The sequence below is a fragment of the Roseateles sp. L2-2 genome (assembly GCF_050613215.1).
Lineage (GTDB): Bacteria > Pseudomonadota > Gammaproteobacteria > Burkholderiales > Burkholderiaceae_C > Roseateles > Roseateles noduli.
This window is the reverse complement of sequence record NZ_CP192509.1, coordinates 3,296,131-3,322,134: the sequence shown is the minus strand read 5'-3', so window position 1 is coordinate 3,322,134 and position 26,004 is coordinate 3,296,131. Positions and strand designations below refer to the sequence as shown.

The window sequence follows — 26,004 nt, the reverse complement described above, 5'->3', positions numbered from 1 at the left end:
GAGGTTCGGAGTCTGAAGATCGTTGAGGTGCGACGCGTCACGCCGTCGCCGCGGCGAAGGTCATCGCCACGCCGTTCATGCAGTAGCGCAGCCCGGTGGGACGCGGCCCGTCGTCGAACACGTGGCCCAGATGTCCGCCGCAGCGCCGGCAATGCACTTCCATGCGCGCCATGCCCAGCGTCGAATCGGTGCGTATCCCCACCGCTTCCGGCAGGGGCTGCCAGAAGCTCGGCCAGCCGGTGCCGCTGTCGAATTTCGTCGTCGACGAGAACAGCGGCAGCGCACAGCCCGCGCAGGCGAAGATGCCGCGCCGGTGCTCATCGTTGAGCGGGCTGCTGTACGGGCGCTCGGTGCCTTCGTGGCGCAGGACCGCATAACCGGCCGGCGACAGCTTGGCCCGCCACTCGGCGTCGGTGAAGACGACCTCGAAACGTTCCGCCGTCGAGGCCGCCTGCGCCGCGGGCAGCAGGCCCGGCGCGGCCGCCGACGGCCAATGGCGCGCGGCGGCGCCGACGAGGACGGCTCCGGCGGCCGTGCCGCCCAGGACGAGGAATCGGCGTCGTGTGCTCATGGCGGTGCTCCTGCTCCAGGTCCCTTCCACAGGGACGATGGCCGTCAGCGTACGCAGCGGACCTCCCGAAGTCCTCACGCAAAGTTCAAATAAATGTGAGAACTCCGGGCCGCCGCCGCGGCCGGTCCAGCGGAGAGAATGGCCGCCATGGTCAGCGATCCTTCCAAACAGCCGTCCATGCCGCCCTCCCAGGCCGCATCCGCGTCCCTGCATCCGCCCAAGCGTCTGCTGCTGGTAGAGGACGATGCGCACATCGCGGAACTGCTGGCGCTGCATCTTCGCGATGAGCGCTACGAGGTCGTGCATTGCGCCGACGGCCATGAGGGCCTGCGCCTGGCCGAGCAAGGCGGCTGGGACCTGCTGGTGCTGGACGTGATGCTGCCCGGCGTGGACGGCCTCGAGATCTGCCGCCGCGCGCGGGCGATGCCGCACTACGTGCCCATCGTGATCATCAGCGCGCGGGGCGGCGAGCTGCATCGCATCCTCGGCCTGGAGCTGGGCGCGGACGATTACCTGGCCAAGCCGTTCTCTGTGCTGGAGCTGGTCGCGCGCGTGAAGGCGCTGCTGCGCCGTGCCGAGGCGATGTCCCGCAGCGCGCGGCAGGACGCCGGCAGCGTGGCCCTGGAGGGCCTGGTCATCGAACCCGTCGCGCGGCTCGCGCAGCTGGACGGTCGCACCCTCGAGCTCACGCCGCGCGAATTCGACCTCCTCTTCTTCTTCGCCCGGCAGCCCGGCCAGGTGTTCTCGCGGCTGGACCTGCTCAACGCCGTCTGGGGCTACAACCACGAAGGCTACGAGCACACGGTCAACACGCACATCAACCGGCTGCGCGCCAAGATCGAGTCCGACCCCTCGAACCCGGCGCGCATCCTCACCGTCTGGGGCCGCGGCTACAAGATGGCGCCGCCGGCCGGAGCCGCCGCAGCCACACTCTCCACGCCTTCCACGCCTTCCACGCTGCCCACGCCGCCCGCCTCCTCCGGAAAGACCGGCGCGTGACGATGCGCCTGAACCTGAACCTCACCCAGCGGCTCGCGCTGGTCTTCGCGGGTCTGCTGCTGTTGTGCTCCGGCGCCTCCGCCTGGCTGCAGGTGCGCTCCAGCCGGATGCACGAGCAGGAGGTGGTGCAAGGCCTGTCCCGCCAGCTCGCCGCGCACATCGCGGCGCAGGCGCCGTTGATGGACGAGCGCGGCCCGATGCCCGGCGCGGTGCGGCGGCTCTTCGGCCAGCTGATGGCGGTGAATCCCAGCGTGGAGGTCTACCTGCTCGACACCGAAGGCCGCGTCGTGGAGCACGCGGCGCCGCAAGGCCGGCTGGTGCGGGAGCGGGTCGACCTCGATCCGATCCGCCGTTTCCTCGACCGCGCGCCGCTGCCGATCACCGGCGACGATCCGCGCAGCACCGCCCGCAAGGTCTTCAGCGCGGCGCCGCTGCGCGTGGGCGACCGCGACGCGGGCTTCGTCTACGTCGTGCTGCTGGGGGAGGCCCACGACCGGCTCGCCGGGCTCGACGCGACCGGCAACGCGCTGCGCGCGGCCTTGTGGTCCATCGCCATCGTGGCGCTGCTGTGCCTGGCGGCGGGGCTGATCGCCTTCGGCCTGATCACGCGCCCGCTGCGGCGGCTCGCAGAAGCCGTGCGCCGCTACGACATCGATGACAGCAACGACGGCAGCGACGCGTCGGCGACGGCGCCGGATCTGCTCGTCGACCAGCCATCGTCGGCCGCGCCGGGACGCGACGAGATCGCCGTGCTGCGCGCGGCGTTCTCGCAGATGGCCGCGCGCATCGGCGAACAATGGCGCCGGCTCTCCCGCCAGGACGAGCAGCGGCGCGAGATGGTGACCACGATCTCCCACGACCTGCGCACGCCGCTGTCCTCGCTGCACGGCTACCTCGAGACGCTGCTGCTCAAGGACGGTCAGCTCGACGCGGCCCAGCGCCGCCGCTACCTCGAGATCGCGATCGAGCAAAGCACCGCGGTGGGCGGTCTGGCGCGCTCGCTGTTCGAGCTCGCGCGGCTGGAGCAAGGGTTCGTGGAGCCGCAGTTCGAGTCGTTCCAGCTGACCGACCTGGTGCAGGACGTCTTCCAGAAGTTCGAGCTGATCGCCGCGCAGCGCGAGGTCACGCTGAGCGCGCAATTCGACGACGCGGTCCCGCCGGTGGAAGCGGACCTCGGACTGATCGAACGGGTCCTGACCAATCTGCTGGACAACGCGCTGCGTCACACGCCCGCAGGCGGCGAGGTGCGCGTGACGCTCGACAGGACCGCACCCTCCGCGCAGATGCCGGGCCACGCCACCGAGCAGAGGCTCTCACCGGCCGCCGCACAGGTGCGCGTGCGCCTCGCCGACACCGGCCCGGGCATCGACCCGGCGCGACGCGCGGACCTCTTCCAGCGCCCGTTCAACGTCGACGGTGCGCGCCGGGGCGGCGGCCTGGGCCTGCGCATCGTCCACCGCATCCTGGCCCTGCACGGCGCGGAGATCCGGCTGCTGGACGCGCCGGGCGCCGCGTTCGAGTTCGCCCTGCCGCAAGCCCTGACCCCGACGCCAGCCCCTGGCGCCGGCCTCACACCCGCACCGGCTGCGCATCGATCGTGATCAGGTCCCGCCCGCCGTGGGCGGTATTGATCTTCCCGCCTATCGTGATCTTGCCCCCGGCGAGGAGCTTCTCGGCCATGCCCTGCGGGCCGGCCTCCTTGTCCGCCGCCGACTTCGGCGTCGCGCGGAACTCGCCGGTGGCCGCCGACGCGTCCTTCGCGCGCTGATTCGACTCGTTGACGAACAGGCGGAAGGGCTGCCAGCTGGCCTCCGCCTCCACGTGCGCCGCGATCTGCTTGTGCAGGTCCTTGACCTGCGCCGCCGCCCCCGCGTCCGCGGGCGCCCCCGGGGCGGGCGGCCGCTCCAGCGCCTTGATCCGGTCCAGGCAGGCGTTGATCGTCTCCGCCGCCTCCGGCGTCAGGCACTTGCGCTCGATGAACAGCCGGTTGTTGCCCGGCGGCAGGTTGACCATCTGCTGGACGAAGCCCTTCAGCGCCTCGTCCCCGCCGCGCAGCACGCCGTCCGGACCGCGCTGGCCCAGCCGCGCCTGCCATTCGCCGCTCTCCTTGTTCACCAGCTTGATGAAGTCGTCCTGCACGGCGTACTCGCGGTGCTTGTAGGAGATGTTCGGCTTGACCTTGCCGTCTTCCGTGGTGATGCGGACGAAGCCGTTCTTGGCCTGGATCACCAGCTCCGTCTCCACGCCGACCTTGTGCCGCGCGAAGACGCCCACGTCGGGCTGGTTGTCGCGCTTGATGGTCGGATGCGACACGCCCACGCTGGCCGTCGCGCCCAGCGAGGTACGCGACCCGCTGCCGGCCTGCACCGTCTGCGTCGCGCCGGCTTCGTCCTTGGCCTTGCTACGGTTCATGAAGGTGTGCCGCAGCGCCACGCCCGCCGTGCCCGAGGCGCCGAAGCCCTTGCCCAGCTTGCCGCTGCCGCTGCCGTCGGCGCTGAGCGAGCCGTTGACCTGGTGCGACTTGCCCTCGTTCCAGCCGAAGGAGATGTCGCGGTAGTCGCCGACCTTGCCGACCATCTGCGCCCACATCTCGCCGCCGTTGGCGGGACGCGCCGGCGCGTTGCCCGGCCCGCCGGGGCCGTTCTGGGCGGCGAGCTCGAAGATCGAGTCCACCGTCTTCTCGCTCATGCGCTTCCAGCTGCCCTCGGGCGCCCGCATGGCCGCCGACTGCGCGGGCGTCAGCGAGGCCGTCAGCTCCTGGTGCTCCACGCCCGACTTGTTGGTGCGGATCATCAAGCCCTTGCTGAACAGGTGCGCGCCGCCCAGGCGCGCCATCGCCTGCACGTTGCCGCCCAGTTGACCCACCTGCGCGCCCACGCGCACGCCGCCGCCCAGCATCTCGGTCACCTTGGTCTCGTTGCCGAGGAAGATCACGCCGGTGTTGGAGGCCACGCCCGCCTTGAGCACCGCCGTGCGGCTGTGGTCGACGTTGAATTCGCCCACCGGCGTGACGCCGGTCGTCAAGCCGCCTATGCCGTCCACGCTGGCCACGCCGTAGCCGAACATGCCGCCCAGGCCGAACTTGCGCCCGTCGCTGTAGTCCGTCATGTCGCCCCCGGCGACGACGGTGACCAGCACCTTGCGCAGGATGTCCTGCCGGGCCTGCGGCGTGGCGGCATTGAAGTCGCGCTGCAGCTGGTCGAGCTCGCTGTCCATCGCGGCCTTGCCGCGCAGGACCTTCAGGTCCGTCTGCAGCGTCTCCACCGCCGTCGAGATCTGGGCCGCGGTCGCGGTCGGCGTCGCCTGCGGCATCGTGCCGGGCGCGCCGGACGCACTCAGCTGGCCTGCCTCCACCCAGTCGTTCAGCGTGCCGGGCAGCAGCGTCTTGTCCGCCTGCGCGGCGACGGCGGTGTCGATGAGGCGCTGGGTCAGCACGGGCGGCGCCACGGGCGGCGGCGCGGCCGCTCCCGGCGCCGGCGGCGGATTGGAGATCTCGTGGTTGACGCGGGTCACGGCCGCCTCGATCTCGGCCTTGCTCAGCCGCAGCCCCTGCGTCAGGTCGATCAGCGGATCGGCGCCCGGCGGCACCTTCGCGTGCCACGCATCCATCATCGCCAGCCGCATCACCGCGTCCGTGCGCTGGTCGACGGTCATGGCGCCGGCGTTGGCCCGCACGTCGTTCATCAGCAGCGTCTTGCTGCGGTCCAGCGCGCCCTTGAGCCGCTTGGCATGCTCGCCCGGCACGGTGCCGATCTCCGAGCCCAGCGGTCCCGCCTGCATCAGCGTCTTGAGCGGCGTCTTGTCCTTGCCCACCATGCGCCGCATCGAATCGCCCGGATGAAGCACGGCATCGATCTGCGTGCGGAGCGAGTTCGACACGCCGGGCCCGGCGACCTGCGTCTTGCAGGCGAGATCGATGTACCGGCAGAACTTGTGCAGCCGCTTGGCCATCAGGTGGAAGTCGGTGCCGGAGCCGCTTTCGGTGAAGCCGTTGCGCAGCGCGACGTAGGCGGGCTTCATCGCCGTGTTCACCTCCGGCGTACCCTGCGCGCGGTTCACGTTGTCCGCGGCGTAGAGGAAGGCCTGTGCGGGCAGCGTGGACCGGGGCTCCGGATCGCCGCGGCGCATCGTGCCGCGACGCTGGTTGCCGGTGCCCAGGCGCGCGGGGTCGACCAGCTTGGCGTGCTCGGCTTGCTTGGCCGCGGTGGCGCCGGCAGGCGGCGTCGTGATGGCGGTGCGGAAGTCGGCCTGCGTCTGGTTGCCGCCGACCTGCAGACCCTGCGCGAGCAAGGCGCTCTCGGCGCGCAGGCCGAGCTTGTAGTGCTCGACCGCGCGCTCGGCATGCTGGCGCGTCTGGAATGCGGTCAGCGCCGTGGCGTGGGCGGCCTGGGCCGCGGGGGTCGGCGTGGGGCCGAGTGCCGCCGGCATGGGAGCGGCCGGCGGCAGCGACAGGCCCTGCAGATCCATCAGGGCCTGCATGCCGCCGGACGTCGCGGCGAGCGCGCGTCTGGCCTCGTTGGCGAGCCGGGGCACCTCCGGCCCGGCCGGCGCCATCGTGACGCCGGCCAGCGGCGACTGTGCCGGGGCACGGGGAACGGTGCCCGACGGCGTCACACCGCCGCCGCCGTTCCAGAGCGCGTTGTAGACATGCGCGGCGACGACGGGATCGTCGGTGACCGTGCGCAGCGTCGTCGCGATCAGCAGCGCCTGCTCGTGACGCAGCGGATGGCCGTCGGGGCGGCCCGCCGGGTCGGGATTGGGATGGTTGAGCAGCGCCTGCGCCAGCGTCGTGCCGAGCGGCGTGGACTCGGTGGCGTGCGTCCCGCTCGCAAACATGCGGCCGACCTCGGACGAGAAGGCCTCGGCCTTGCCGAAGGCCGCGGGCGTCTCCGCGGGGCGTTTGGTCCGGATGGACGCGTCCGTCAGCAGATTCGCCGCGCCGCCGGCGGCGACCTTCACGTGCGCGTCGACCCGCTTCAGGGCGCCGTCGCTCAGCACCGTGTCGGTCGGTGTGCGGGCCGGTGGAACGCCGTTGTTGAACTTGGTCGGCGCCGTGCCGCTCGTGGAGCCGGTGATCGATCCCAGCGCGAAGTCGACCTTCACCGGCGCCATGCGCCGCTCCACCGCGGCCAGCGGCCGGCTCAGCAGGTTGTCCTTGGCCACGCCCACCCGCGTGCGCTCGTCCGGATGCGGCGGCGCGGGTTTGGGACGGATCTCCTCGCACAACGCGTCGATCGCGTGCTCGATCTGATGCTGCGCCTGGTCGGCGGCGGGCTTGAGCGCATCGCGCGCCCCGGCGCTGGTCTGCGCGGCGGCGTCGGCGTTGTCGGCCGCGGTGCGGTGTTGATCGCGCTGCAGATTGGCGGCGGTTTCGAGCGGCCCGCTGGCCGCCACGGCCTGCTGGCGCGCGATCAGGGCGGTGCGCTGAGTGTTGGCCTCGGTGAGCAGCTGTCCCACCACCCCCGCCTGCGTATTGAGGGCGGTCTGCGACAAGGTCCGATCGTTCAGGGCCTGCTGCAGCGCCCGGCTGTTCGGGGGCGGTGGCGACCCCGGGACTGGCTGCGGCATCGCGTTCTGCGCGGCGGTCACCGCCTGCTCGCAGTTCTGATGGTGGGTGTGCAGGTCGCCGCCGTTCTGCAGCCGCGCATCCGCCTGCGCATGGGCGTTGTCCGCCGCGGTGCTGATCGCCTGCTGCTTCGTCAGCGCGTCCCGATCCGTGGCGGCCGTGCGGGTGCGCTCCGCCGCCTCGGCCGTGGATTGGGCCAGCGTGCGATGGGCCTGCGTGGCGGCAGCGGCATCGGGCACGGCCGCTTGCGCCGCCGTGGCATGGGCCTGCAGGGCCGTCTGCTGGGGCGAGTTCGCGGCGGTCAGCGTGGTCAGGGTCGCGCTCGCGGTGTTGAGCCGCGTGACGGCCGCGTTGGCCGCCGTCAGCCGCTGCTGCGCAGCGTCATCCGCGGCGATGCCCGTGCGCTGGTTCGCCTGGGCGGTTGCGAGTTGCGTCCTGTGCGCGCCGATGGCGGTGTTGTTCTGGTCGCGTTGGGTCTGCGCCGTGGTGACCGCCTGACTCAAGGGCTGGAAGACCGCGTCGGCGGCATCGCGGGCCGCGGTCGCCGCCGCGATCCGCTGGTCGCGGGTGGGGCCGGGAGGAGGCCCGCCGGGGGCTGCGGGCTGCGCCGGCGGCGTCGGATCCGGCGGCGAGTTCTGTTCGCGTTGAAGGGCGCGTTGCGCGTTCTCCAGGGTCGTCCTTGCCGCGGCGAGGGCGGGATTGTTCTGGGCGTTGCGCACGGCGGCGTCGAGCCCGGGCGCCTGCGCCAGTGCGGTGTCCAGCGCGGTCTGGTGGCCGTCCACGGCCGTCTGGAGTCCGGGCAAGGCCGCGGAGGTCAGGCCGGCGAGCGTGTGCGCGGCGGTCTGCTCGTTCTGCCGGAGCGTCGCTTCGGCCGTTGCGGCCGTGGTCGCGGCGGTGCCGCGCTGCTGGAGATCCTGGATCGATTGCTGGCGCTTGCCGAGCGCGGCGTTGGCCGCAGCCTCGCCGTCGACGCGCGCCGCCACCTGGCCGTGCGCGCCGTGGGCTTGCGTCATCGCGGTCGCGATGTCAGGCAGCACAGGGGGCGTCTGGGGCTGTGCCTGCGTCTGCGCGGCGCCGGACCGCCCGAACAGGTTGATCCGCGGCCGCGGGGTCTGCCGGGTGGCCACGGTGCCTGTCGTCGTCGGGGCCAGGCCTTGCAGCGCGCCTTGCGGGGGCGCGTTCTGCGTCGTCGTGGCCTGCGTGCCGCCGGTGGTGGGCGGCGGCGTGGTCAGGGGCGGCGGCGGCAAGCCGCCGCGATTGCGCGCGAAGAACTGGACCATCGACCGTCCCCTGAATGTGTTTTTTCAACACTGTGGGACGCGGTCCGTTCGGGCTATCGCCGCGAGCCGAAGCGCTGGTCGATGAAGCGAAGTCCTTCGGGGAGGCGCTGGCGCGCCGAAGCTGGTTGACTGCCGAGTCCGCTGGCCCTCACCCCTGCCCTCTCCCGCAAGCGGGAGAGGGAGCAAGAAGGGAGCCATGCGGTGGGCTCGGTGCATTCTCACTCCCTCTCCCGCTTGCGGGAGAGGGCGGGGGTGAGGGCCAGCGGCGGTGGCAGGAATGAAGCAGCGACGGCTGCCGACGCTGCGGTCAGGTCCGGGGCGGCAGGTCGGTCAAGACCTCGCGCAGGCGGTGAATCGCCTGCTCGATCGTGGCAGCGGCCACGTCGGCGGCTTCGCGTTGATCCTCGAAGTGCCGTGCGCTGGTCTCGGCGCGCTGGTCCGCGTGGGCCGCGGCGCCGCGCCGCGCAGACCGGTTCTGGACCGCAGCCGCCTCGGCGCCCTGATGACGCATCAGGTCGTTGCGCCGCATCACCACGACGATGTGCTCCGCGTCGACCTCGCCGGCGCGCCGGCGCAGCTCGACCCGCTGCACCGCGATGGCCGCGCCGCAGTCCTGCGCCTGCCACTGCAGCCGCGCCCCGGGCGAGATGGCGGCCATCGCGTCGGCGTGCGCCTGGACGCTGCGCGCGTGGCGCGTCTGCTGTGCCGTGAACGCGTCGTGCGCGGCGTCGGTGTGGCCGATGTCCTCGACCACGCGCGCCGACGCGGCGACCGCGCGTCGGTGCTCGGAGAGCGCCGCCCGCGCATGCTCCAGTGCGGTCCCGGCCGCGCTGCCCAGCGAGGCCAGGGCCAGCGAATGCATGCGGGCGGTCCGGCTCAACGCGACCATCGCGTCGCGCAGCCGCATCTCCGTCTCCCGCGCCGCGTCGCGGCGCGCCAGCGCCGCCGCCTGAGCCTCCCGGTAGGCCCCAGTCGCCCGCGCCAGCGCGACAGCGTGCTCCGACAGCCCGGGAGAGCGCTTGCTCATCCGCTCCTCGCTGCGCCTCAGGCTCCCGATGGCGTCGTCCAGCGCGTCCTGGGCCCGGTTGCTCGCGGCCTGCCGCGCGGCCAGTTCAGTCCCGGCGGCGCCCAGCGTGGCCGTCACCTGCTGCTGGATCCCGAGGATCGCGGCCTCGCATTCGGCCTGTGCGGCTTCGGCGGCCAGCACCTGGTCCATGCGCAGCGGCAGCGCCTGACGGGCGTCCTGCATCGCCTCGATGGCGGCGGCCAGTTCCTTCACGCGCAAGGCCTTGCGGGCCTGCACCAATTGCGCCGCCTGTCGCGCACGCAGACGGGCGCTGACGGCCGGCTGCGGCGTGTTGGATGTAACAAAGAGACCCGCGGCGTCGTTCATCGCCAGGCCGCCCGATATCGGCAGCACCGGCACCCTCCCCTGGACATCGAACATCAACGTTCCTCCTGATACGTTTTCACACCACTGTGGATGGATTCGCATCGGAAGGTAACAGCGGAACGAAGCGTCCTTCGACCATGCGAAGGGGGCGCGCCGTCCCTTGATCCTGGCTCACGACAGGCCGCTGGCCCTCACCCCAGCCCTCTCCCGCAAGCGGGAGAGGGGGAAGAGGAGGCGACGCTGCGAGTGGACCCGGTCGGGCCCCCTCTCCCGCTTGCGGGAGAGGGTGGGGGTGAGGGCCAGCGGACGTGGCAGTCAACGGGTCTCCCCGTGCTGGGGAGTGCTCTCCCCGCCCGCATCGCCGGAGGATTGCTGGGGCGCGACGTCCAGCCAGCCCGCCGCGATCATCACGACCAGGGCGCCAATCGCCGCGAGCACCGCGCCCCAGCTGGCGATGCGCATGCGCGGCGAGCGGCCGACGCGTTCCATGGCCTCCGGCCGGACGCCGTCGATGCGCGCGGCGCTGCGACGCGGCTGGACGCGCGATTCGGGACCGACGATGCGGCCCGCGCCGTCGGCCGCATCGACGCCCTGCGCCCACACGTCGTCTTCGGGCGGCGCGGCTCGATGCGCCGACGACGCACCGCGGCGCGTCACCGGTCCGGGCAATCCGCGCTGAGGCGCCTTGCTCTTGCCACCGCCGCTTGCCGCCCGCGCACCCGCTTTCGCGGCGCTCTTCCCTGCGCTCTCAGACCCGTGGGCCGACGCCGTCTGCGCCGTCCCAGAGCTCACGTCGCGCGACGACTCGCCGGTGACGCGGTCCTCCTCCTCGTCCAGCAGATGGCGCGTCACCGCGCCCATCAGCCGGCTGGCGGAAGCCTGACGGCGACCGCTGGCCTCGTCGCGTCGACGTGCCGACGGATCGCCCGGCAGCGGCCGGACCTCGTCGGCGGATCCCGTGGAGGACGTCGACGCCGCCGCCGCGGGTCGCGTCGGCAGTCGAGGCGGATCGCCGCGCATGGCGCGGCCTCAGACGCCGTCGACGGAGAACTCGCGCCGGCTGGTCTCTGCGACCGCGGCGACGGCCACGATCCCTGCGCCCGCACCGCCGGCGACCGCCGCCGCCACCGTCGCGGCGATCGACGGCAGTTCCGCGAAGCTCGGCAGGCTCGCCGTGGCGCTGGGGGTCTCGCCGAACTGCTGGCGGTAGTTGTGCGCCAGCGTCGAGCGGTTGGCCATGCCCCAGCGCGCCGCGACCGCGAGCACGCTGTCCCGACCCGACATCTGCTGCAGCTCCGTCCGGATGCAGGCCATGCGCAGCTTGCGGATCACCTCGGCCGGGGTCAGGCCGAGGTTGGCGCGGAAGGCCATCTGCAGCGCGCGCTCGGTGACGTCGATCTCCGCGGCGATGCGGCGCACCGACAGCGCGCGGTCGTGCAGGTGGTCCAGGATGTATTGATAGGCGCGGCGATAGCGCGGCGGCAGTCGCAGCTGATCGGCGTCGGCCTGCTCGGCGCGTTCCTGCTGCTCCAGGAAGCGCGAGTACGGCACCCGGGTCAGCTCGAAGCGCAGCCGCGCCAGCGACAGCTGCGCATGCTGGCGATAGCAGCGCAGCGCGTCGGAGTGGCGGCCGTTCATCGCATGCAGCTTGGACGCGCAGTAGCGCAGCTCGATCGCATGGCGATGGTGGAGCTGGCGCGCATCGTCGATGGCCAGCGGTCCGAGGATGTCGTAGGCGGTGCGCGCCTGGCCGCGGTCCAGCAGCGCCAGCGCGGCCTCGACGCGCGCGCGTTCCTCCATCGGGGTCAGGCGGCGGTCGCGATACCAGCGCACGCCGTCGAAGAGGCCGTCCACGCCTTCCGCGCCGACCAGCGCCGGCTCATGCGCCACGAGCGCGAGCAGGAACTCCAGGCGCGCGACCACGCCCGGCAGCGCCGCCAGCGCGATCGCGGACGAGCGCAGCGCGCCGCGCACGTCGCGGTCGCGCGGCAGCTCCGCGGCGGCGACGTCGTCGTAGTGACGCAGCGCGCGGCAGACCTGCAGCTCCAGCTCGATCGCCGTCAGCAACGGCATCATCAGGCGCGGCGCCGAGCTCGTCTCGGCCAGCGCCATCGCGAAAGCCAGCGTGCGCGCGGCGCGGCGGTGCTCGCCCATGGACTGCATCGCCTGCGCCATGCCGGCCAGCGCCTCGACCCGCAGCGCCAGCGGCGCGTCGTCCGCATCGGCGATCACGTTGAAGGTCTCGGCCGCGCGACCGGGCTTGTTCAGGTGCAGGAACAGGAAGCCGCGGTCCATCGACGACAGCCAGCGCACCTGCGCGCGCGGCAGGCCTTCATACAGGCGCAGCTGCTTCTGGAAGAGTTCCTCGGCCTGCTCGTCGCGGCCCGCCACCAGCAGCGCCTGACCGAGCACCTGGCCCAGCGCCGCGAGCCGCTCGGGATCGCCGCCTGCCCCACGATCGAGCCGGCCCAGTCCGAGACGCAAGGCCTCCTGCACATCGCCGCGCGCGACCGCGTCGGCGACGTCCCCATCCTGTTCAACGAGTCTCAGACTGCCCAGGGTCAGCAACAACATGTGAACTCCTCTTCCATGCGTATCGAGTGCGTAGTCGGATACATCCGGATGCGTGTGAGCGTGCATTGATCACGGTTTCATCGCGGAGGCATCGCCCGCCGTGTTCGTTTCGGCGTTGGCTCATGCTAGGCAGACGACCGCTTCGGCAGCCTCATATCTTCACGATGACATCCTCAACAATCCTCAACACGAAGTGCCCGGAAGAGGGAGGGTCAGGGCTTGCGTACTTCCACGGCCGCTAGCCCTCACCCCCACCCTCTCCCGCGGTGCGGGAGAGGGAGCCACCCCAGTGCTCCTGCTCCGAATGGCTCGGTGCACTCTCACTCCCTCTCCCGCACTGCGGGAGAGGGCGGGGGTGAGGGCCAGCGGCAGTAGAAGTAAGACGGCCTCGATTTCGCCTCCGCGCAAATCGCTTCGCCCCCTCCTCGCCCGTCGTCATCGCCCGCAGGGACAGTGCGCCTCAACCCCGAGGAGCCCCCGTGTCCCTAGCCCTGCCGCTCGCCGAGAACCACGCCCCCGCGGCGTCCGCCCCGAACGCGGACGTCATCGCGCTGCGGCCCGCGACGACGCGGGACGCGGCCGCGGTCGCGGCGATCTACAACGCCTCGCTGCGCACCCAGCCTTATCAGCCCGAAGGCGTGAGCGAGGTCGAGGCCGCACGATGGCTCGCCGCGGAACTCGCGCTGGTCAAGGACAAGGACGCCGTGCGCCACACCAACTACGTCGGCCCCATGAGCGTGCCGATGGCCAGACTGCAGATCGAGCTGCACCAGTTCCACAGCCGCCCGATGATGGTCGCGACGCAGCGCGGCGAGACCGTGGGCTGGCTCGGTTCGCTGGGCCTGCACGACAGGCCCGGACTGGGCGGACTGTTCGAGCTCGCCTACTACGTCGCGCCGCGCTGGCGCGGGCGCGGCGTCGGCTCGCAGCTGATCCGGTACCTCGTCGACAACGCGCCGACATGGCGCGTGGACCGCCTGATGGCCATGGTCTGGAGCGACAACGCGGCCAGCCTGTCCGTGCTGCGCCGGGCCGGCTTCGACACCTGGGGCGCGCTGCCCGGCGCGGTGACCGCCTTCGGCAAGCGCCGCGACATGGTGCTGCTGGGCATGACGCTGGCGGACATTCCACCGGACTTCGAGGACACGCAGCCGGCCCCGGTCGATGCCATGACCACCACGCCCGCCTCCGCGCCCTGAGCCATGGGTGAGAAGACCGAACAGCCCAGTCAGAAGAAGCTGGACGACGCGAAGAAGAAGGGCCAGTCGCCCAAGAGCCAGGACATCAACGCCGCGGCCGGACTGCTCGTCATCACCGTCTGCCTGAGCGCCGCCAGCGCCACCGCGCTCAGCCACCTGGAGCGGCTGTTCTCGCTGGCCAGCGGCGTCGGGCTGCAGGCCAAGACCGACAGCGACGTGTTCGCCGTCGCCTACGACATCGCGATCGAGGGCCTGTGGATCGTGCTGCCCTTCGTCGTCGCGGCGATCTTCGTCGGGCTGATCGCGTCCTTCGCGCAGGTCGGCTTCAACATCACCTTCGAGCCGCTGACGCCCAACTTCGACAAGGTCAACCCGGGCTCCGGCCTGAAGAAGTTGATCTCGATGCGCTCCATCATCGAGTTCATCAAGACCGTGTTCAAGGCCATCCTGGTCGGCTGCGTAATCGCGATCATCACCATGGGGCTGGTCCCGCTGATGGTCGGCGCCGCGACGCAGACGCCGATGGGCGTGGCCACCGTCGCGTGGACGGCGATGCTCAAGCTCTTCGTCGCGGCGGTGATCGCGCTGGTCGTGCTCGGCCCCGTCGACTTCGCGTTGCAGCGCTGGCTGTTCATCCGCGACCAGCGCATGGACAAGGACGAGCTCAAGCGCGAGTACAAGGAAATGGAAGGCGATCCGATGGTCAAGGGGCAGCGCAAGCGCCTGGCCTTCGAGATGGCCAACAGCGATCCGAAGAAGACGGTGCCCAACGCGACCGTGGTCGTCACCAACCCGACGCACTACGCCGTCGCGCTGCGCTACCAGCCCGGCGTGACGCCGCTGCCGCTGATCGTCGCCAAGGGCGCGGACGCGCAGGCGATGGAGATCCGCCGCATCGCCGAGGCCTCGGGCGTGCCCATCGTCGGCGATCCGCCGCTGGCGCGCGCGCTGTTCAAGATGCCGGTCAACGAGACGGTGCCCGAGGCGCTGTTCGAGGCCGTCGCCACCGTGCTGCGCTGGGTGGCGATGCTGGACGGCGTGGGCGGGAAGCCCGCAGGCGGCGGTGGCGCCGGTGGTGGCGGCAGTAGCGGCGGCAGCGCCAAACCAAGCGGGAGCAAGGCATGAGCAAGGCACTGGGTGACAAGAGCACCCTCGGCAACGACCTGGCGATGAGCTTCCTGGTGGTGGCGATCGTCGGGCTGATGATCCTGCCGCTGCCCACGGTGCTGATCGACAGCCTGCTGGCGGTCAACCTGGCGGTGAGCGTGCTGCTGCTGATGACCTCGCTGTTCATCCCGAACGCGGTGGCGCTGTCCTCCTTCCCGTCGCTGCTGCTGTTCACGACGCTGTTCCGGCTGTCGCTGAACATCGCGTCGACCAAGTCCATCCTGCTGCACGCCGACGCCGGCCATCTGATCGAGAGCTTCGGCGAGCTGGTCGTGGGCGGCAACCTGGTGGTCGGCATCGTGGTGTTCATCATCATCACGGTGGTGCAGTTCATCGTGATCTCCAAGGGATCGGAACGGGTCGCCGAGGTCGGCGCGCGCTTCACGCTGGACGCGATGCCCGGCAAGCAGATGAGCATCGATGCCGACCTGCGCGCGGGCCTGCTCACCGGCGACGAGGCGCGCCGCAAGCGCGCGCTGCTGGGCATGGAAAGCCAGATGCACGGCGGCATGGACGGCGCGATGAAGTTCGTCAAGGGCGACGCCATCGCGGGCCTGATCATCACGCTGGTCAACATCCTGGCGGGCATCGTCGTCGGGATCATGTACCACGGCATGACCGCGGGCGAGGCCGCCAACCGCTTCGCGGTGCTGTCCATCGGCGACGCGATGGTGTCGCAGATCCCGTCGCTGTTCATCTGCGTGGCCGCCGGCGTGCTGATCACCCGCGTGGCCGACGAGCATCAGAAGAAGCCGCGCTCGCTGGGTCAGGAGATCGTCGCGCAGATGACCGCCAACGTGCGGGCGATGTACCTCGCGGCCGGGCTGACGGTGGCGTTCGCAGCGGTGCCGGGGTTCCCGGCGATCCAGTTCCTGGCGCTGGGCGTGGGCCTGGCGCTGGCGGGCCGGTACCTGGCGCGCCAGCGCAAGAGCGGCGAGGCGCAGAGCGTGTCCGCGCCCATCGCCGCGCTGCAGCGCGAAGGCGCCAAGGGCGACGCGCCGTCCATCATGCAAGAAGCACCGCACTTCTCGCGGCCACTGGCCGTGCGCATGTCGCCGGCGCTGGCCGAGCTGCTGCTGCCGCACATGCTCGACCAGGCGGTGGAGCGTGAACGGCTCCAGCTGCAGTCGATGCTCGGCGTGCCCTTCCCCGGCGTGTGCATGTGGGTGGAGGCGACGCTGCAGGACCTGCGCTTCGAGGTGCTGATCAACGACGTGCCGGTGCGCCACATCGAACTGCCGGGCCGATTGATGCTGGTGCCGGCAGCGCTGGCGGGCGAGCCCTGGGCGGCCTCCGCGGCGACGCACGGCGCGCTGCTGGACCAGCCCGATTCGCGCTGGCTGCCGCCCGCGCAGATCCCCGAGACCGAGCGCGCGAAGTGCCTGGACATCGAGCAGGTCATGGCGCGGCAGGTGATGCTGCTGCTGCGCCGCAACGCCCACCAGTTCATGGGCGTGCAGGAGATCCAGTGGATCGTCGACAAGGCGACGGCGGACTATCCGGGCCTGGTCGCCGAGGTGCAGAAGATCCTGCCGGTGCAGCGCATCGCCGAGGTGATGCGACGGCTGCTCGAGGAGCAGGTGCCGATCCGCAACGTGCGCACGATCTTCGAGAGCCTCATCACCTGGGGCCCGAAGGAGAAGGACATGCTGCTGCTGACCGAGTACGTGCGCGGCGACCTCGGGCGCTATCTCGCGTTCGAGGCCAGCGCCGGACGCAACTACGTGTCGGCGATCCTGCTGGACGCGGGCGTCGAGCAGGCCATCCGCCAGTGCATCAAGCCCACGCCCACGGGCAACTACCTGGCGATGCCGCCGGAGAGCGCCGCGGCGATCACCGAGAAGGTGATGCGCATCGCCGGCGAGGCGCCCGAGGCCGGCGTGGCGGTGATCACGTCGATGGACATCCGGCGCTACGTGAAGAAGATCATCGAGTCGCGCCTGGAGGGACTGCGCGTCTACTCCTACCAGGAGCTCGGCAACCAGGTCGAGCTGCGGCCGCTGGGCCGCGTCGCGGCCTGATCGGCCGGTCCTGAAACTGACGTGACGATCGTGACCGCCTTCCCGACCGTGACCGGTTCGCCATGAGCGACGAAGAGATCCGCCGCATCCGGCGCCTCGTCGTCGCGGATCCGCAGATCCCGCCGCTGCCCTTGCCCGTGGACGCGCGCCAGGTGGAGCGCTTCCATCGCGCGCTCGGCGCCGTGCGGCGAGCGACCTCGACGACCGACGCCGCGCCTGAGGCGCCGGGATCGGTCCCGCCGCCTCCCCCGGAGTCCGCCTCGTCCCCTCGTCACGAGGCGACGCACGCATCGATCGTGGCGGTGCCCTCGCCCACGCGCGAGCGCACGGATCGGGCGGATCGGGCGGAGCGCCAGGATCGACGTGAGACCGGAGCCTCCTCACGCAGGAAAGAGTCGTCCCGCCACGACGACGCCCTCCTCGTCGACGGTCATCGACCACGTCTGCCCGTGGCCGCCTCCGCGGGCGCCGAGGCGCGCGAAGCCGGCCAGGCGCAGGAGGCGGACGCGGAGCAGGCGGCGATGCTCGACCAGACCGTCACCGCGCCGCCGATGCCGATCCCGCATGTGGCGTGGACGCCGCTGCCCGAGGGCTGGGAGCGTGAGCTCGCCGACACCGTCGCGACGCTGTGCCGCAGCAGCGAGCCCGCCTTCCACAGCTGGACCATCCAGGTGCCGGTCGACGCCGAGACCCTGCCCCACACCGAGCTGCGCCTGTCGTTTTCGCCTCACCAACTGGCGCTTCGCTTCAGCACGCAGTCGACGCGCTCGCTCGCCCTAATTTCGGCCCACCAGTCGCAGCTGCGCGCGTTGCTGGTCCGCGCGCTGCCCGGCGACCGGCACATCGAGATCGACATCACATGAACCGGCCGACCTCCTCCGCCTCTGCCGCCCTCGCGGAATCCGCCGCGTTCGCGGACTCCGCCGACGCGACGACGCTCGTCGGACGGCTGCCGTCCATGAGCAGCGACGACGCCTCGTTGTCCCGCGTGGCGCACGATGCGCGCTTCGTCGACTGGCTGCGCGGCACGCTGCAGCACGCGGGCATCGGCATCGCCCGGCAGCGCGAGGCGATGCCGTGGCGGCTCACGATCGAATCGACGCATGGACGATTCCAGATCGGTCTCGACGCCGTCGACTCCCCCGCGCTGCAGCTCGCCTGCGCGCACCAGCCGCGCGACACCGCCTGCGCGATCGTCACCCTGCTGCTCGCAGGCTGGGCCGATGCCTTCGCGCCGCTGCTCGGGACGCTGCGCGTCGTCGACATCGAGCCGCTGGACCCCTCGATGCCAGAGGCGGTCGCGACGACTGCCGCTTCGACACGCGACGGCGCGACCGCATCGCCGCGCCTCGTACCCCTCGTCCTCGGCGGCGCGATGCCCATCGCGCTGCTGGACGCCGATCCGGCGGTGCTGGAGCGCGTCCTTTCCACCGTTGGCGCCTCCGGTGTCGACCTGAGCCCGCTGGCGCATCTGTCGATGCGTCCGGTGATCCGCCTGTTCGCCCGGGCGCTGCCGCTCGAGGTGCTGCGCGGACTGCGTCCGGGCGACACCGTGCTGGCCGGCGGCCCGCCGGCGCTGCTGCGCTGCGGCGTCGGGCGCGCGCTGCGCGCCTCCCTTCACATCGATCCCCAGGAGTTCACCGTGCACCTTGCCGAGCCGCCCGCCATTTCCGACGACCCGGCCGCCTACGAGGCCGCGCCCTCCGCGGAGAGCGCCGAAGCGCCGCAGTCCGCCGGCTCGCTCGACCAGCTGCAGCTGCCGGTGGCCTTCGAGCTGGACACCGCGCGCGTCAGCCTGGCCGAGCTGGCCAGCATGCAGCCGGGTTACGCCGTCGAGCTCGACGTGCCGCTGCGCGAGGCCACGGTGCGCCTGGTCTGCCACGGCCGCACGCTGGGCACGGGGCAGCTGATCGCCATCGGCGACCACCTCGGCGTGCGCATCACCCGGCTGGAGTTCGCGCATGACGCCGCTGCAGCACGCTGATCCGATTGCGCTCTTCCTGGTGCTGCTGGCGCTGGCGGCGCTGCCGTTCGCGGCCATGGTGGTCACCTCGTACACCAAGATCTCCATCGTGCTGGGCCTGCTGCGCAACGCCATCGGCGTGCAGCAGGTGCCGCCCAACATGGTGCTCAACGGCGTGGCGATCATCATCTCCTGCTACATCATGGCGCCGGTCTTCATCGACGCGACCAAGGGCATGAGCGCGGCGTCCGCGGGCGGAGGCTCCAGCACGCAGACGCTCATGGAGGCGGCCGACTCGGCGCGCGAGCCCTTCCGCAAGTTCCTCGACAAGCACGCCGAGGAGCGCGAGAAGCAGTTCTTCCTGAAGTCCGCCGCCATCATCTGGCCGGCCGACAAGGCCGCGGCGCTGAAGAAGGACGACCTGATCGTGCTGGCGCCGGCCTTCCTGCTGAGCGAGCTGACGGCGGCCTTCCGCATCGGCTTCCTGCTGTACCTGGCCTTCATCGTGATCGACATCGTCATCGCCAACGTGCTGCTGGCGATGGGGCTGTCGCAGGTGACGCCGAGCAACGTCGCCATCCCGTTCAAGCTGCTGCTGTTCGTCACGCTGGACGGCTGGTCGCGGCTGGTGCACGGGCTGGTGCTGACCTACCGATGAGAGCCCGCCCATGAACTACGACGTGGTGGTGCAGCTGACCTCCGAGGCGCTGATGATGTGCGTGCTGCTGTCGCTGCCGGCAGTGGTGGTGTCGGCGCTGATCGGGCTGATCGTGTCCTTCTTCCAGGCGATCACGTCGCTGCAGGATTCGAGCATCTCGCAGGGCATCAAGCTGCTGGCGGTGACGGGCGTGGTCGTGGTGACGGCGCCGTGGGCGGGGTCCACGCTGATGAAGTTCAGCGAGAACCTCTTCACGGCGGTGTTCCAGAAATGAAGCTCGACCGCGCGCGTCAAGGCGCCGAGGCCCAGCAGGCGCGGGAAGCGCAGGAGGCCGCGGGCAAGGGGCAGACGCGCGGCGGCGGCTCGTCCGGGTATGCGGGCGGGATGCACAAGGGCAATGCCTACCGGCATGCGCCGCGGGCGCAGGTGCCGGCGCGGCGCAACACCGGTCCGGCGCCCAAGCCGCGACCGCGTCCGCCGTCGAACGGCGCGCAGGGCGCGCATCCCGAGGACGAGCATCCGCAGATGCCGATGGACGATCCGCGGCAGATGGCCATGGGCGGGGCCGGCCAGAACACGATGCGCCCCGTGCAGGGCGGCGGCGCCAAGCCGCAGCAGCAGGATGTGGGCGAGCGCCAGGAGAAGGGCTCGATGAGCTCGCCGCCGCGCGCGCGCATGCCGCCTCCGCCGCCCGAGGTCCGCGAAGGCGCGGCCTTGCGGCGGAGCGCATTGCCGGCCGCGGTGATGCTGCGCGCGACGCCGACGCCGGAAGGCAAGCCGCCGGCGGTGCTGCTCGATGCGCTGGCCTCGCTTTACTTCAAGGGCGGTGGCGGCGGCATCGCCGTCGGCGCGATGCGGCTCGCCGCGATGACGGCCGTGGCGCGGCATCTGCCGCCGGACGCGGCGCCATCGCTGTCGGTGGTGAAGGCCGCGGCGGTCGCCTGGTGCGCGGCCAACGGTCCGCCGCCCTCCGCGACCGAGGCGCAGCGCAACGCCAACCTGCTGTTCCCGCTGAACGGTCTGCGCGCCCTCTTCCGCCCGATCGACGCATTGCGCGACGGCGCGGAGGTCCGCAGCAGCCAGCTGCAGCGCGCGTTGACGCCGACGGCCGCCGTCGAGGCGTTCCTCAACAAGGGTTCCCCAACATGAGCGTCGAGCACTACCAGCACCTGATCGTCGGCCTGTGCGAAGCGGTCGGTCTGCCCGATGCGGAGACCGCGCTCGCACGCAACGCGATCGAGGTGGAAGGCTTCGAGGTCCTGCTCGGCTACTACGACAACGACCCCGAGGCGATGTACCTGAACTTCACCTTCGGGAGCGTGACCTCGGGACGGAGCCTGCGCGTGTACCGGCTGATGCTGGAGGCCAACCTGAGCCTCTACGCGCAGGACCAGGCGCAGCTCGGCCTGGACGCGGATTCAGGCGTGGTGCTGCTGGTGGTGCGGGTGCCAATGCTCGACGGCGTCGACGGGGCCTACCTCGCCGACACCATCAACCACTACATCGAACACGGCCGCTACTGGCGCGAGAACATCCTGCTGGCGGAGGACGAGATGTTCGAGAGCTTGTCGCTGGGGGAGTACACGTGGATGAGGGCGTGAGCGCTGCCAATGACCCCGTTCCGCGATTGCGCCTTCCTTTGCTGCAACGACCATGCCGCCGTTCATGACCAACTGGTTAACTTGAGAGACGCATTTGATTGCGATGGGGAAAGTCGGCGAGCTCAGGAACGAATGACAACCCCGCGTTATGACAAAGCCAATTCATCACAGCTGAGATATTACCAACAGGGATCAAACTATCGTTTGATCAATCCGTAATACCCGGAATGTCTTCAATCCATGCAGGCGTGCTATCGGTCACTGCATAGTGAATGATGAACTCAGCCACCGTCCGACTGCTCACCCTTTTCTTCTTGAGAAAGGCCAGCAAGTTCTCGATATCGTCGCGACCAAGCAAGTACTCATAACCAGAGTCCTTCACAGACTGCGGTACGCGGTAATCGTCCGTCAATTCAACGAACATTGCCTCAGCGCCCCACGTCAGCGGCGGTTTTGCCACAAGGACGCTGCCCTCCGGCATCTCCGACACCTTCTTCAGCATATCTTCGACATTCGTCATAATTCACCCTCAGTTACCAACCGCGGCCCCATTGCGCAAAACCGCCACTGCCGCCGGGATGCAATACATCCTGGAATATCGATCCCGACGTGTGCTGCACTTCCGGCACTAGTTGCATAACGCCGGGGCGATCGGGGGCGTGATGCCACCTAAATCCTCCTGGTGTACCGCTACCGCCAATCGGCTTGACATTCATCGACGAAAGCATTCCCGCGAATTCCTTATCTGACATCGCGGCCGCCAGATCTCGATTCGCGAGAGCTTTATGTGCATCGCGGGTTCCCGCACCTGTCTTCGCGATCGTCGTCTCAAACACCACGGAGTGCGCACCCGGCTTCGCAAGTCCCTTTGCCGCAACGGAGCACGCACACATATTGTGCACATACGCCCAAGCCTCCCCAGCAAAGAAGGTATGGAAGTCCGCAACGGTCAGGTTGTACGTCGGCTCGGTGCGACCGAGGGGTTCCACATTCACCACCGTCAATAGCCGGCCGTCGAAGGTGGGCACCTTCATACCGCGCTTCAGATCTGCGGAATCAACCCAGCCCGTACCCTCCACCCAGAACGGATGATTGTCTGAAGACTCGACTCGCGTCGCTCCACCGTTCTGCTGCAGGAACGTGAGGCCGTACAGAGCTCGACCCTCAGTGCGGATGACCTCCGTGACTGCCTTGAGCGCGGTCGCACCGGTCTCAGGATCGCGAGACTGGACCAGCGTGCCGATCTCGATCTTTTCGATCGGCACATTGCCTTCGGCGGTGAGAACCGGCGTACTGCCGACGAAGCAGCAGGCGCAATGCGCAGCGGCATTCACGACGCGCTCCACCGCCGTGCCCTCGGCTCTCAGCAGTCTTGCCAACCTCGCCGCAGCCGCCCCTTCTCCGAGCACCGGCACCATCGTCGCCAGCGACAGACCCGCGCTGATGTAGTCGCCATCCACGATGTCCCACGCCGCAGATCCCAGCCCGCTCACGGTCTGCAAGCCAGGGATGAAACTGGATACCGTCAAGGCGTTCTTCGCCCAGTGCTTGAAGCTCGGTTCCTCCCCTCGTCCTCCGTTCAACAGATGACCCGACGGCTGCGCCACGGTCTGGTTGGCCGCACGCGGTCCGCCACTCCCTGCGTTCACCGATGGAATGCCTGATCCCAGAGGCTGCCCCGGTTGGCCGGTCGGTGCCTGACTCAAATGGTCCTTGAACGAAACGCCGTCCACGACGATCGCGTCACGCGGCGCCACTGCGCCCGGCCCGGCCAACTGCTGACCGTTCATGACGTACGTACAGCCATTCGCATCGACATACACGCTCGATCCGTAGAAGACGCCTCTGCCCGGAATCACGGCGATTACACCGGCGGAGGTACCTGGCAAGGACCCGATCGTCCTGCCCGATCCAACGCCGGCCCCGCCGGAAGAATCGCCCGACTCTTGCTGTTCGTAGGCCCTGGGTGCATCGGAATCGTCGTCCCGGAAGCCGCTCGGATCGGTGCAGGTCAACGGGTTGTTCCTGCAGTAGGCGTAGCGGTGATAGGACTGAAGATCCGACGGGTCGCTGACCAACGGATCCGCCTGCATGAACTGCGCCGTCGCAGGATCGAACAGGCGCCCATTCATGTGAATCAAGCCCAGTTCGTCAAGATGCTCGTGCCCAGTAAACCCGCGCCGCGTCCCTGTGTTGACCGCGACACCCCAATTCACCACCAGCGAATTGGTCGGGTCGACATTGCCGTCGACAAACCGGCGTTTACCGAATGGATCGTAGGAATACCGCCCGGTGACCGCTCCGACGTGATCGGTCGTCGTGGCCACACTGCCTTGATGGCTCTTGTGCCAGTACTCCAGCTTGACGACCTGCATGTTCGCGTTGGCAGCCGGTGCCAACGCCCCATTGACGACTGCCGGAATCGAGCCCTGAGTGATCACGACGCCGACCGTCTGCCCACCCGCCGTCAGGAAATGGCGATTGCTCACCTGACCTGAGGACTCCTCGCTTTCAAAGCTGAGCGCTCCTGCGTTGTCCGGGTGGACGTACCACGTCGTTCGGAGCCCGCTGCTGTCCGTGCGCGCCTCCTTCACCCGACCATAGTTCTCATCGTACTGCCACACATAGCGGCTCGCCCCATTGGGACCGACGATGCCCTGCTGGGAATCCGGCAGATTGAAGCTGTTGTAAGCAATCGATCTGAACTTGGACTGATCGCCCGAAGTCACATTGCCGTTGACGTCTCTCACGTAGGTCATGGACCCGCTCACGCCATCGACGAAACGCAACGCATGCGGCTGAACCTCACCCGGCCCTTGAGCGCCATAGCTGAAGTCGCCCACATCGCTCTTCTGCAGCAGCATGCCGAGCGCGTTGTACTTGAGTGTCACTGTCCTGCTCAGGTCAGGAATGGAGGCCCCGAAGACCGCATATTTCGTCAGTCGAGAGACATTGCGAGTGGGATCCGCACCGTCCCCGTACTCGAAGTTCTCGACCAATCCGTAGCTGCCATCGGCATTGATCTCTTCGCGTCCTGTCATGTGGCCGAGGCTGTCCCACGCGTAGCGTTGATTGAGAACCTCCTTGCCGCTGCTCGAACCCGCCGAGCGCTCCAGCAGTCGACCCGTACCGGGATCGACCACCTCACGTTCGACCACGCCATTCCCGTAGGTCTGGGACTCAATGGCACCCCAAGCGTTTTCGCTCGAGGCGGACCACAGCACTGCATTGGCCGGCAGTTGCACGGCGGCTCCTGCAGCGCCGCCCGGCGTGGACGGCAGCGGCGTCACGTTCGCTTGCGTTGCGAGCAGCAGTTGCTGAAGCTGACGTCGACCGCTCGTGTAGCGATAGGCCACTTGCAGGCCCGTCGGGTAGGTCACGCTGGCGACCTGACCAGTGACTGCGTCATAGGTGACCGAATGACCGAACGACGGTCCGTTCAACACGCTCATCAAGCCGCTGACTGGCCGCCCGATTGCGTCATACGCGTACTTGCGCGCCAAGCCATTGCTGGTACGGCTCTCGCAGAGCTTTCCGATGCCCTTCAAGCAGCTCGACTGATCTGCATAGCGGTCGTACGTCCAGCTGCTCTGGTACTCCGCGCTCTCCGCACGGGAGATCAGACGGCCCAACGCGTCATACGCCATGGAGGTGGAAGAACCGCGGGCCAGCTGCAAGGCGTTCTGCTGCCAGACCAGCTCTCCGATGGCGTCGTAGCGATAGCTCACCTGACCGCCGTCCGGGTCCGACAGGCTCAGCTTCCGCCCCAATCTGTCGTAGCTCATCTGGACGACGTTCTGCAACGCATCCTTCGTTGCGACGAGATTGCCGAACGCGTCCCGCTGATGGAGCAGTTGAGCCCCCGAAGGATCGGTCACCCGCAGCGACTGCCCGATGACCGTGCGCTCGTCCACCTGAACCTGACCCTTGTCGTTGGTGATCGTGATCTTCAACGCCGCATAGGCATAGGTGTCGACCGCAGCCTTGCGTGTTCCGAAGTCGCCGAACGCGACCCCGTCGGTCCCGCCTGCCGGATCGCTGCGATAGACCTTGATCGGCCGCCACAGCAGGTCATGATCGACGCGTCTCAGACCGACGTCGCCGGCGCCGCTCGTCGTGCTTGAGCGACTCGTCAGGAAGTAGGGTTGCGTGGCGATCGTCAACGAGCCCATGGCGTCGTACACCTGATCCACCGCGATCAACTCGTTCGCATTGGCCTGCTGGGGACCGTCGAAGTTCTCCGTGATCCTCCGCAAGGGCCGCCCCAACCGGTCCCAGTAGATGCGGACAAAGCTGCCCATCTTCCGCCCGGTGCTGTCCCAGACCTCGCGATGCGAAAACGAGGCCGCCCCGACAGGAGCTTCAGAAGTGGACGGAGCCGGGCAAGCGATCGGATCCCCGGCCGCCACGCTGCTGTTGCTGGCGTCCGCAGTGTCCACACCGGCGTCCGACAGACTGCAATAGGCCACCACGGTGCTGGTTCCGTCGGGCGCCCGCATCCTGCTCGGCCGACCAAGATCGTCGACCGTCCAATGCGTCGTCAACCCATTGGCGTCAGTGCTGTCCAACACCGATCCGAAGCGCGGGTCGTACAGCACGTTGACTGCGTGCCCCAGCGTGTTGGTGTAGATCGTCGGGAAACTCCCCGCCGCAACGGCAAGCGACACCCCGCCGGCTACCGCCGTCTGCGCGTTGAATTGCAGTGCGTCCAGACGCGTCGCGAACTGCACGGCGGCAGGCGCCTGCGCGCAGTTCCCCGTGGTGATCTGGTTCTTGTTGCCAAAGGCGTCGTACGCGAAGCCCTTGGTCGAACACAGCGAAGGATCGTCCGGCTCGACCGTCTCGGTCGCCAGGAATCCCGCCTGCGGTCCGCTGGCGATGTAGGTGTAGCCGGTGGTCCGACTCGCGGTATAGGCATCCGCGAAGGCCGGAAGCACCGGCGACATCAGCACGAGGGCGGCGGAGCAAAGCCCGAGCCAACGTGCGGTGCGCGACTTCGTCATCATGGAATT

At 69.6% G+C, this 26,004-nt stretch carries 18 protein-coding genes; 11 read left to right on the top strand and 7 right to left on the bottom strand.

Going from position 1 to position 26,004, the window contains the following annotated elements:
• Positions 1 to 37: 37 nt before the first annotated feature.
• Complete coding sequence (gene msrB, locus ACQZ13_RS14890; protein WP_431045655.1) at positions 38 to 571, bottom strand: peptide-methionine (R)-S-oxide reductase MsrB; 534 nt, start codon at positions 569 to 571, stop codon at positions 38 to 40.
• Between the two features lie 177 nt (positions 572 to 748).
• On the opposite strand from msrB, the gene ACQZ13_RS14885 reads away from it, so the two are divergent.
• Positions 749 to 1,570: a response regulator transcription factor gene (locus ACQZ13_RS14885; RefSeq protein ID WP_431045653.1), complete on the top strand. Its 822-nt coding sequence runs from the start codon at positions 749 to 751 to the stop codon at positions 1,568 to 1,570.
• Positions 1,571 to 1,572: 2 nt separating this feature from the next.
• Entirely contained in the window at positions 1,573 to 3,171 is a 1,599-nt protein-coding gene (locus ACQZ13_RS14880; RefSeq protein ID WP_431053248.1) for a sensor histidine kinase, read from the top strand.
• Here the strand turns inward: ACQZ13_RS14880 and ACQZ13_RS14875 are convergent.
• From ACQZ13_RS14875 to ACQZ13_RS14860, 4 genes are all read right to left on the bottom strand, one after another.
• The gene (locus ACQZ13_RS14875; protein ID WP_431045651.1) at positions 3,140 to 8,416 is read right to left on the bottom strand and encodes a hypothetical protein; all 5,277 of its coding nucleotides are present in this window, start codon (positions 8,414 to 8,416) and stop codon (positions 3,140 to 3,142) included. The two genes, ACQZ13_RS14880 and ACQZ13_RS14875, sit on opposite strands and share 32 nt — an antisense overlap.
• Before the next feature lie 307 nt (positions 8,417 to 8,723).
• Positions 8,724 to 9,863, bottom strand: a complete 1,140-nt coding sequence (locus ACQZ13_RS14870) for a hypothetical protein (protein WP_431045649.1) — start codon at positions 9,861 to 9,863, stop codon at positions 8,724 to 8,726.
• Positions 9,864 to 10,124: 261 nt separating this feature from the next.
• Positions 10,125 to 10,829, bottom strand: a complete 705-nt coding sequence (locus tag ACQZ13_RS14865; protein ID WP_431045647.1) for a hypothetical protein — start codon at positions 10,827 to 10,829, stop codon at positions 10,125 to 10,127.
• Between the two features lie 9 nt (positions 10,830 to 10,838).
• Positions 10,839 to 12,383, bottom strand: a complete 1,545-nt coding sequence (locus ACQZ13_RS14860) for a helix-turn-helix domain-containing protein (RefSeq protein ID WP_431045645.1) — start codon at positions 12,381 to 12,383, stop codon at positions 10,839 to 10,841.
• 479 nt (positions 12,384 to 12,862) lie between these two features.
• Here ACQZ13_RS14860 and ACQZ13_RS14855 point away from each other — a divergent pair, with 479 nt between their 5' ends.
• The 9 genes from ACQZ13_RS14855 (at position 12,863) to ACQZ13_RS14815 (ending at position 20,992) form a co-directional block, all read left to right on the top strand.
• A complete protein-coding gene (locus ACQZ13_RS14855; protein ID WP_431045643.1) occupies positions 12,863 to 13,582 on the top strand; it encodes a GNAT family N-acetyltransferase in 720 nt (239 codons plus the stop codon).
• A gap of 3 nt (positions 13,583 to 13,585) precedes the next feature.
• Positions 13,586 to 14,707, top strand: coding sequence for a type III secretion system export apparatus subunit SctU (gene sctU / locus ACQZ13_RS14850; RefSeq protein ID WP_431045641.1), 1,122 nt, complete (start codon positions 13,586 to 13,588; stop codon positions 14,705 to 14,707).
• Positions 14,704 to 16,770 carry a type III secretion system export apparatus subunit SctV gene (gene sctV / locus ACQZ13_RS14845; RefSeq protein ID WP_431045639.1) on the top strand — a complete coding sequence of 689 codons (2,067 nt, stop codon included), beginning with the start codon at positions 14,704 to 14,706 and terminating at the stop codon, positions 16,768 to 16,770. Before sctU ends, sctV begins: the two co-directional genes overlap by 4 nt.
• A 62-nt stretch (positions 16,771 to 16,832) precedes the next feature.
• Complete coding sequence (locus ACQZ13_RS14840; RefSeq protein WP_431045637.1) at positions 16,833 to 17,633, top strand: type III secretion HpaP family protein; 801 nt, start codon at positions 16,833 to 16,835, stop codon at positions 17,631 to 17,633.
• Positions 17,630 to 18,754: a FliM/FliN family flagellar motor switch protein gene (locus tag ACQZ13_RS14835; protein ID WP_431045635.1), complete on the top strand. Its 1,125-nt coding sequence runs from the start codon at positions 17,630 to 17,632 to the stop codon at positions 18,752 to 18,754. Before ACQZ13_RS14840 ends, ACQZ13_RS14835 begins: the two co-directional genes overlap by 4 nt.
• On the top strand, positions 18,732 to 19,391 hold the full coding sequence (gene sctR, locus ACQZ13_RS14830) for a type III secretion system export apparatus subunit SctR (protein ID WP_431045633.1): 660 nt from the start codon (positions 18,732 to 18,734) through the stop codon (positions 19,389 to 19,391). Before ACQZ13_RS14835 ends, sctR begins: the two co-directional genes overlap by 23 nt.
• Positions 19,392 to 19,401: 10 nt before the next feature.
• A complete protein-coding gene (gene sctS / locus ACQZ13_RS14825; RefSeq protein ID WP_088404105.1) occupies positions 19,402 to 19,665 on the top strand; it encodes a type III secretion system export apparatus subunit SctS in 264 nt (87 codons plus the stop codon).
• Complete coding sequence (locus ACQZ13_RS14820) at positions 19,662 to 20,540, top strand: hypothetical protein (protein ID WP_431045631.1); 879 nt, start codon at positions 19,662 to 19,664, stop codon at positions 20,538 to 20,540. Before sctS ends, ACQZ13_RS14820 begins: the two co-directional genes overlap by 4 nt.
• Positions 20,537 to 20,992, top strand: a complete 456-nt coding sequence (locus ACQZ13_RS14815; RefSeq protein ID WP_088404103.1) for a CesT family type III secretion system chaperone — start codon at positions 20,537 to 20,539, stop codon at positions 20,990 to 20,992. The genes ACQZ13_RS14820 and ACQZ13_RS14815 overlap by 4 nt, the downstream gene beginning before the upstream one ends.
• A 208-nt stretch (positions 20,993 to 21,200) precedes the next feature.
• Here ACQZ13_RS14815 and ACQZ13_RS14810 read toward each other — a convergent pair whose 3' ends face one another.
• Positions 21,201 to 21,512, bottom strand: coding sequence for a hypothetical protein (locus ACQZ13_RS14810; RefSeq protein WP_431045628.1), 312 nt, complete (start codon positions 21,510 to 21,512; stop codon positions 21,201 to 21,203).
• Positions 21,513 to 21,525: 13 nt separating this feature from the next.
• Positions 21,526 to 25,998 carry a polymorphic toxin-type HINT domain-containing protein gene (locus tag ACQZ13_RS14805; RefSeq protein ID WP_431045626.1) on the bottom strand — a complete coding sequence of 1,491 codons (4,473 nt, stop codon included), beginning with the start codon at positions 25,996 to 25,998 and terminating at the stop codon, positions 21,526 to 21,528.
• Positions 25,999 to 26,004: the final 6 nt, after the last annotated feature.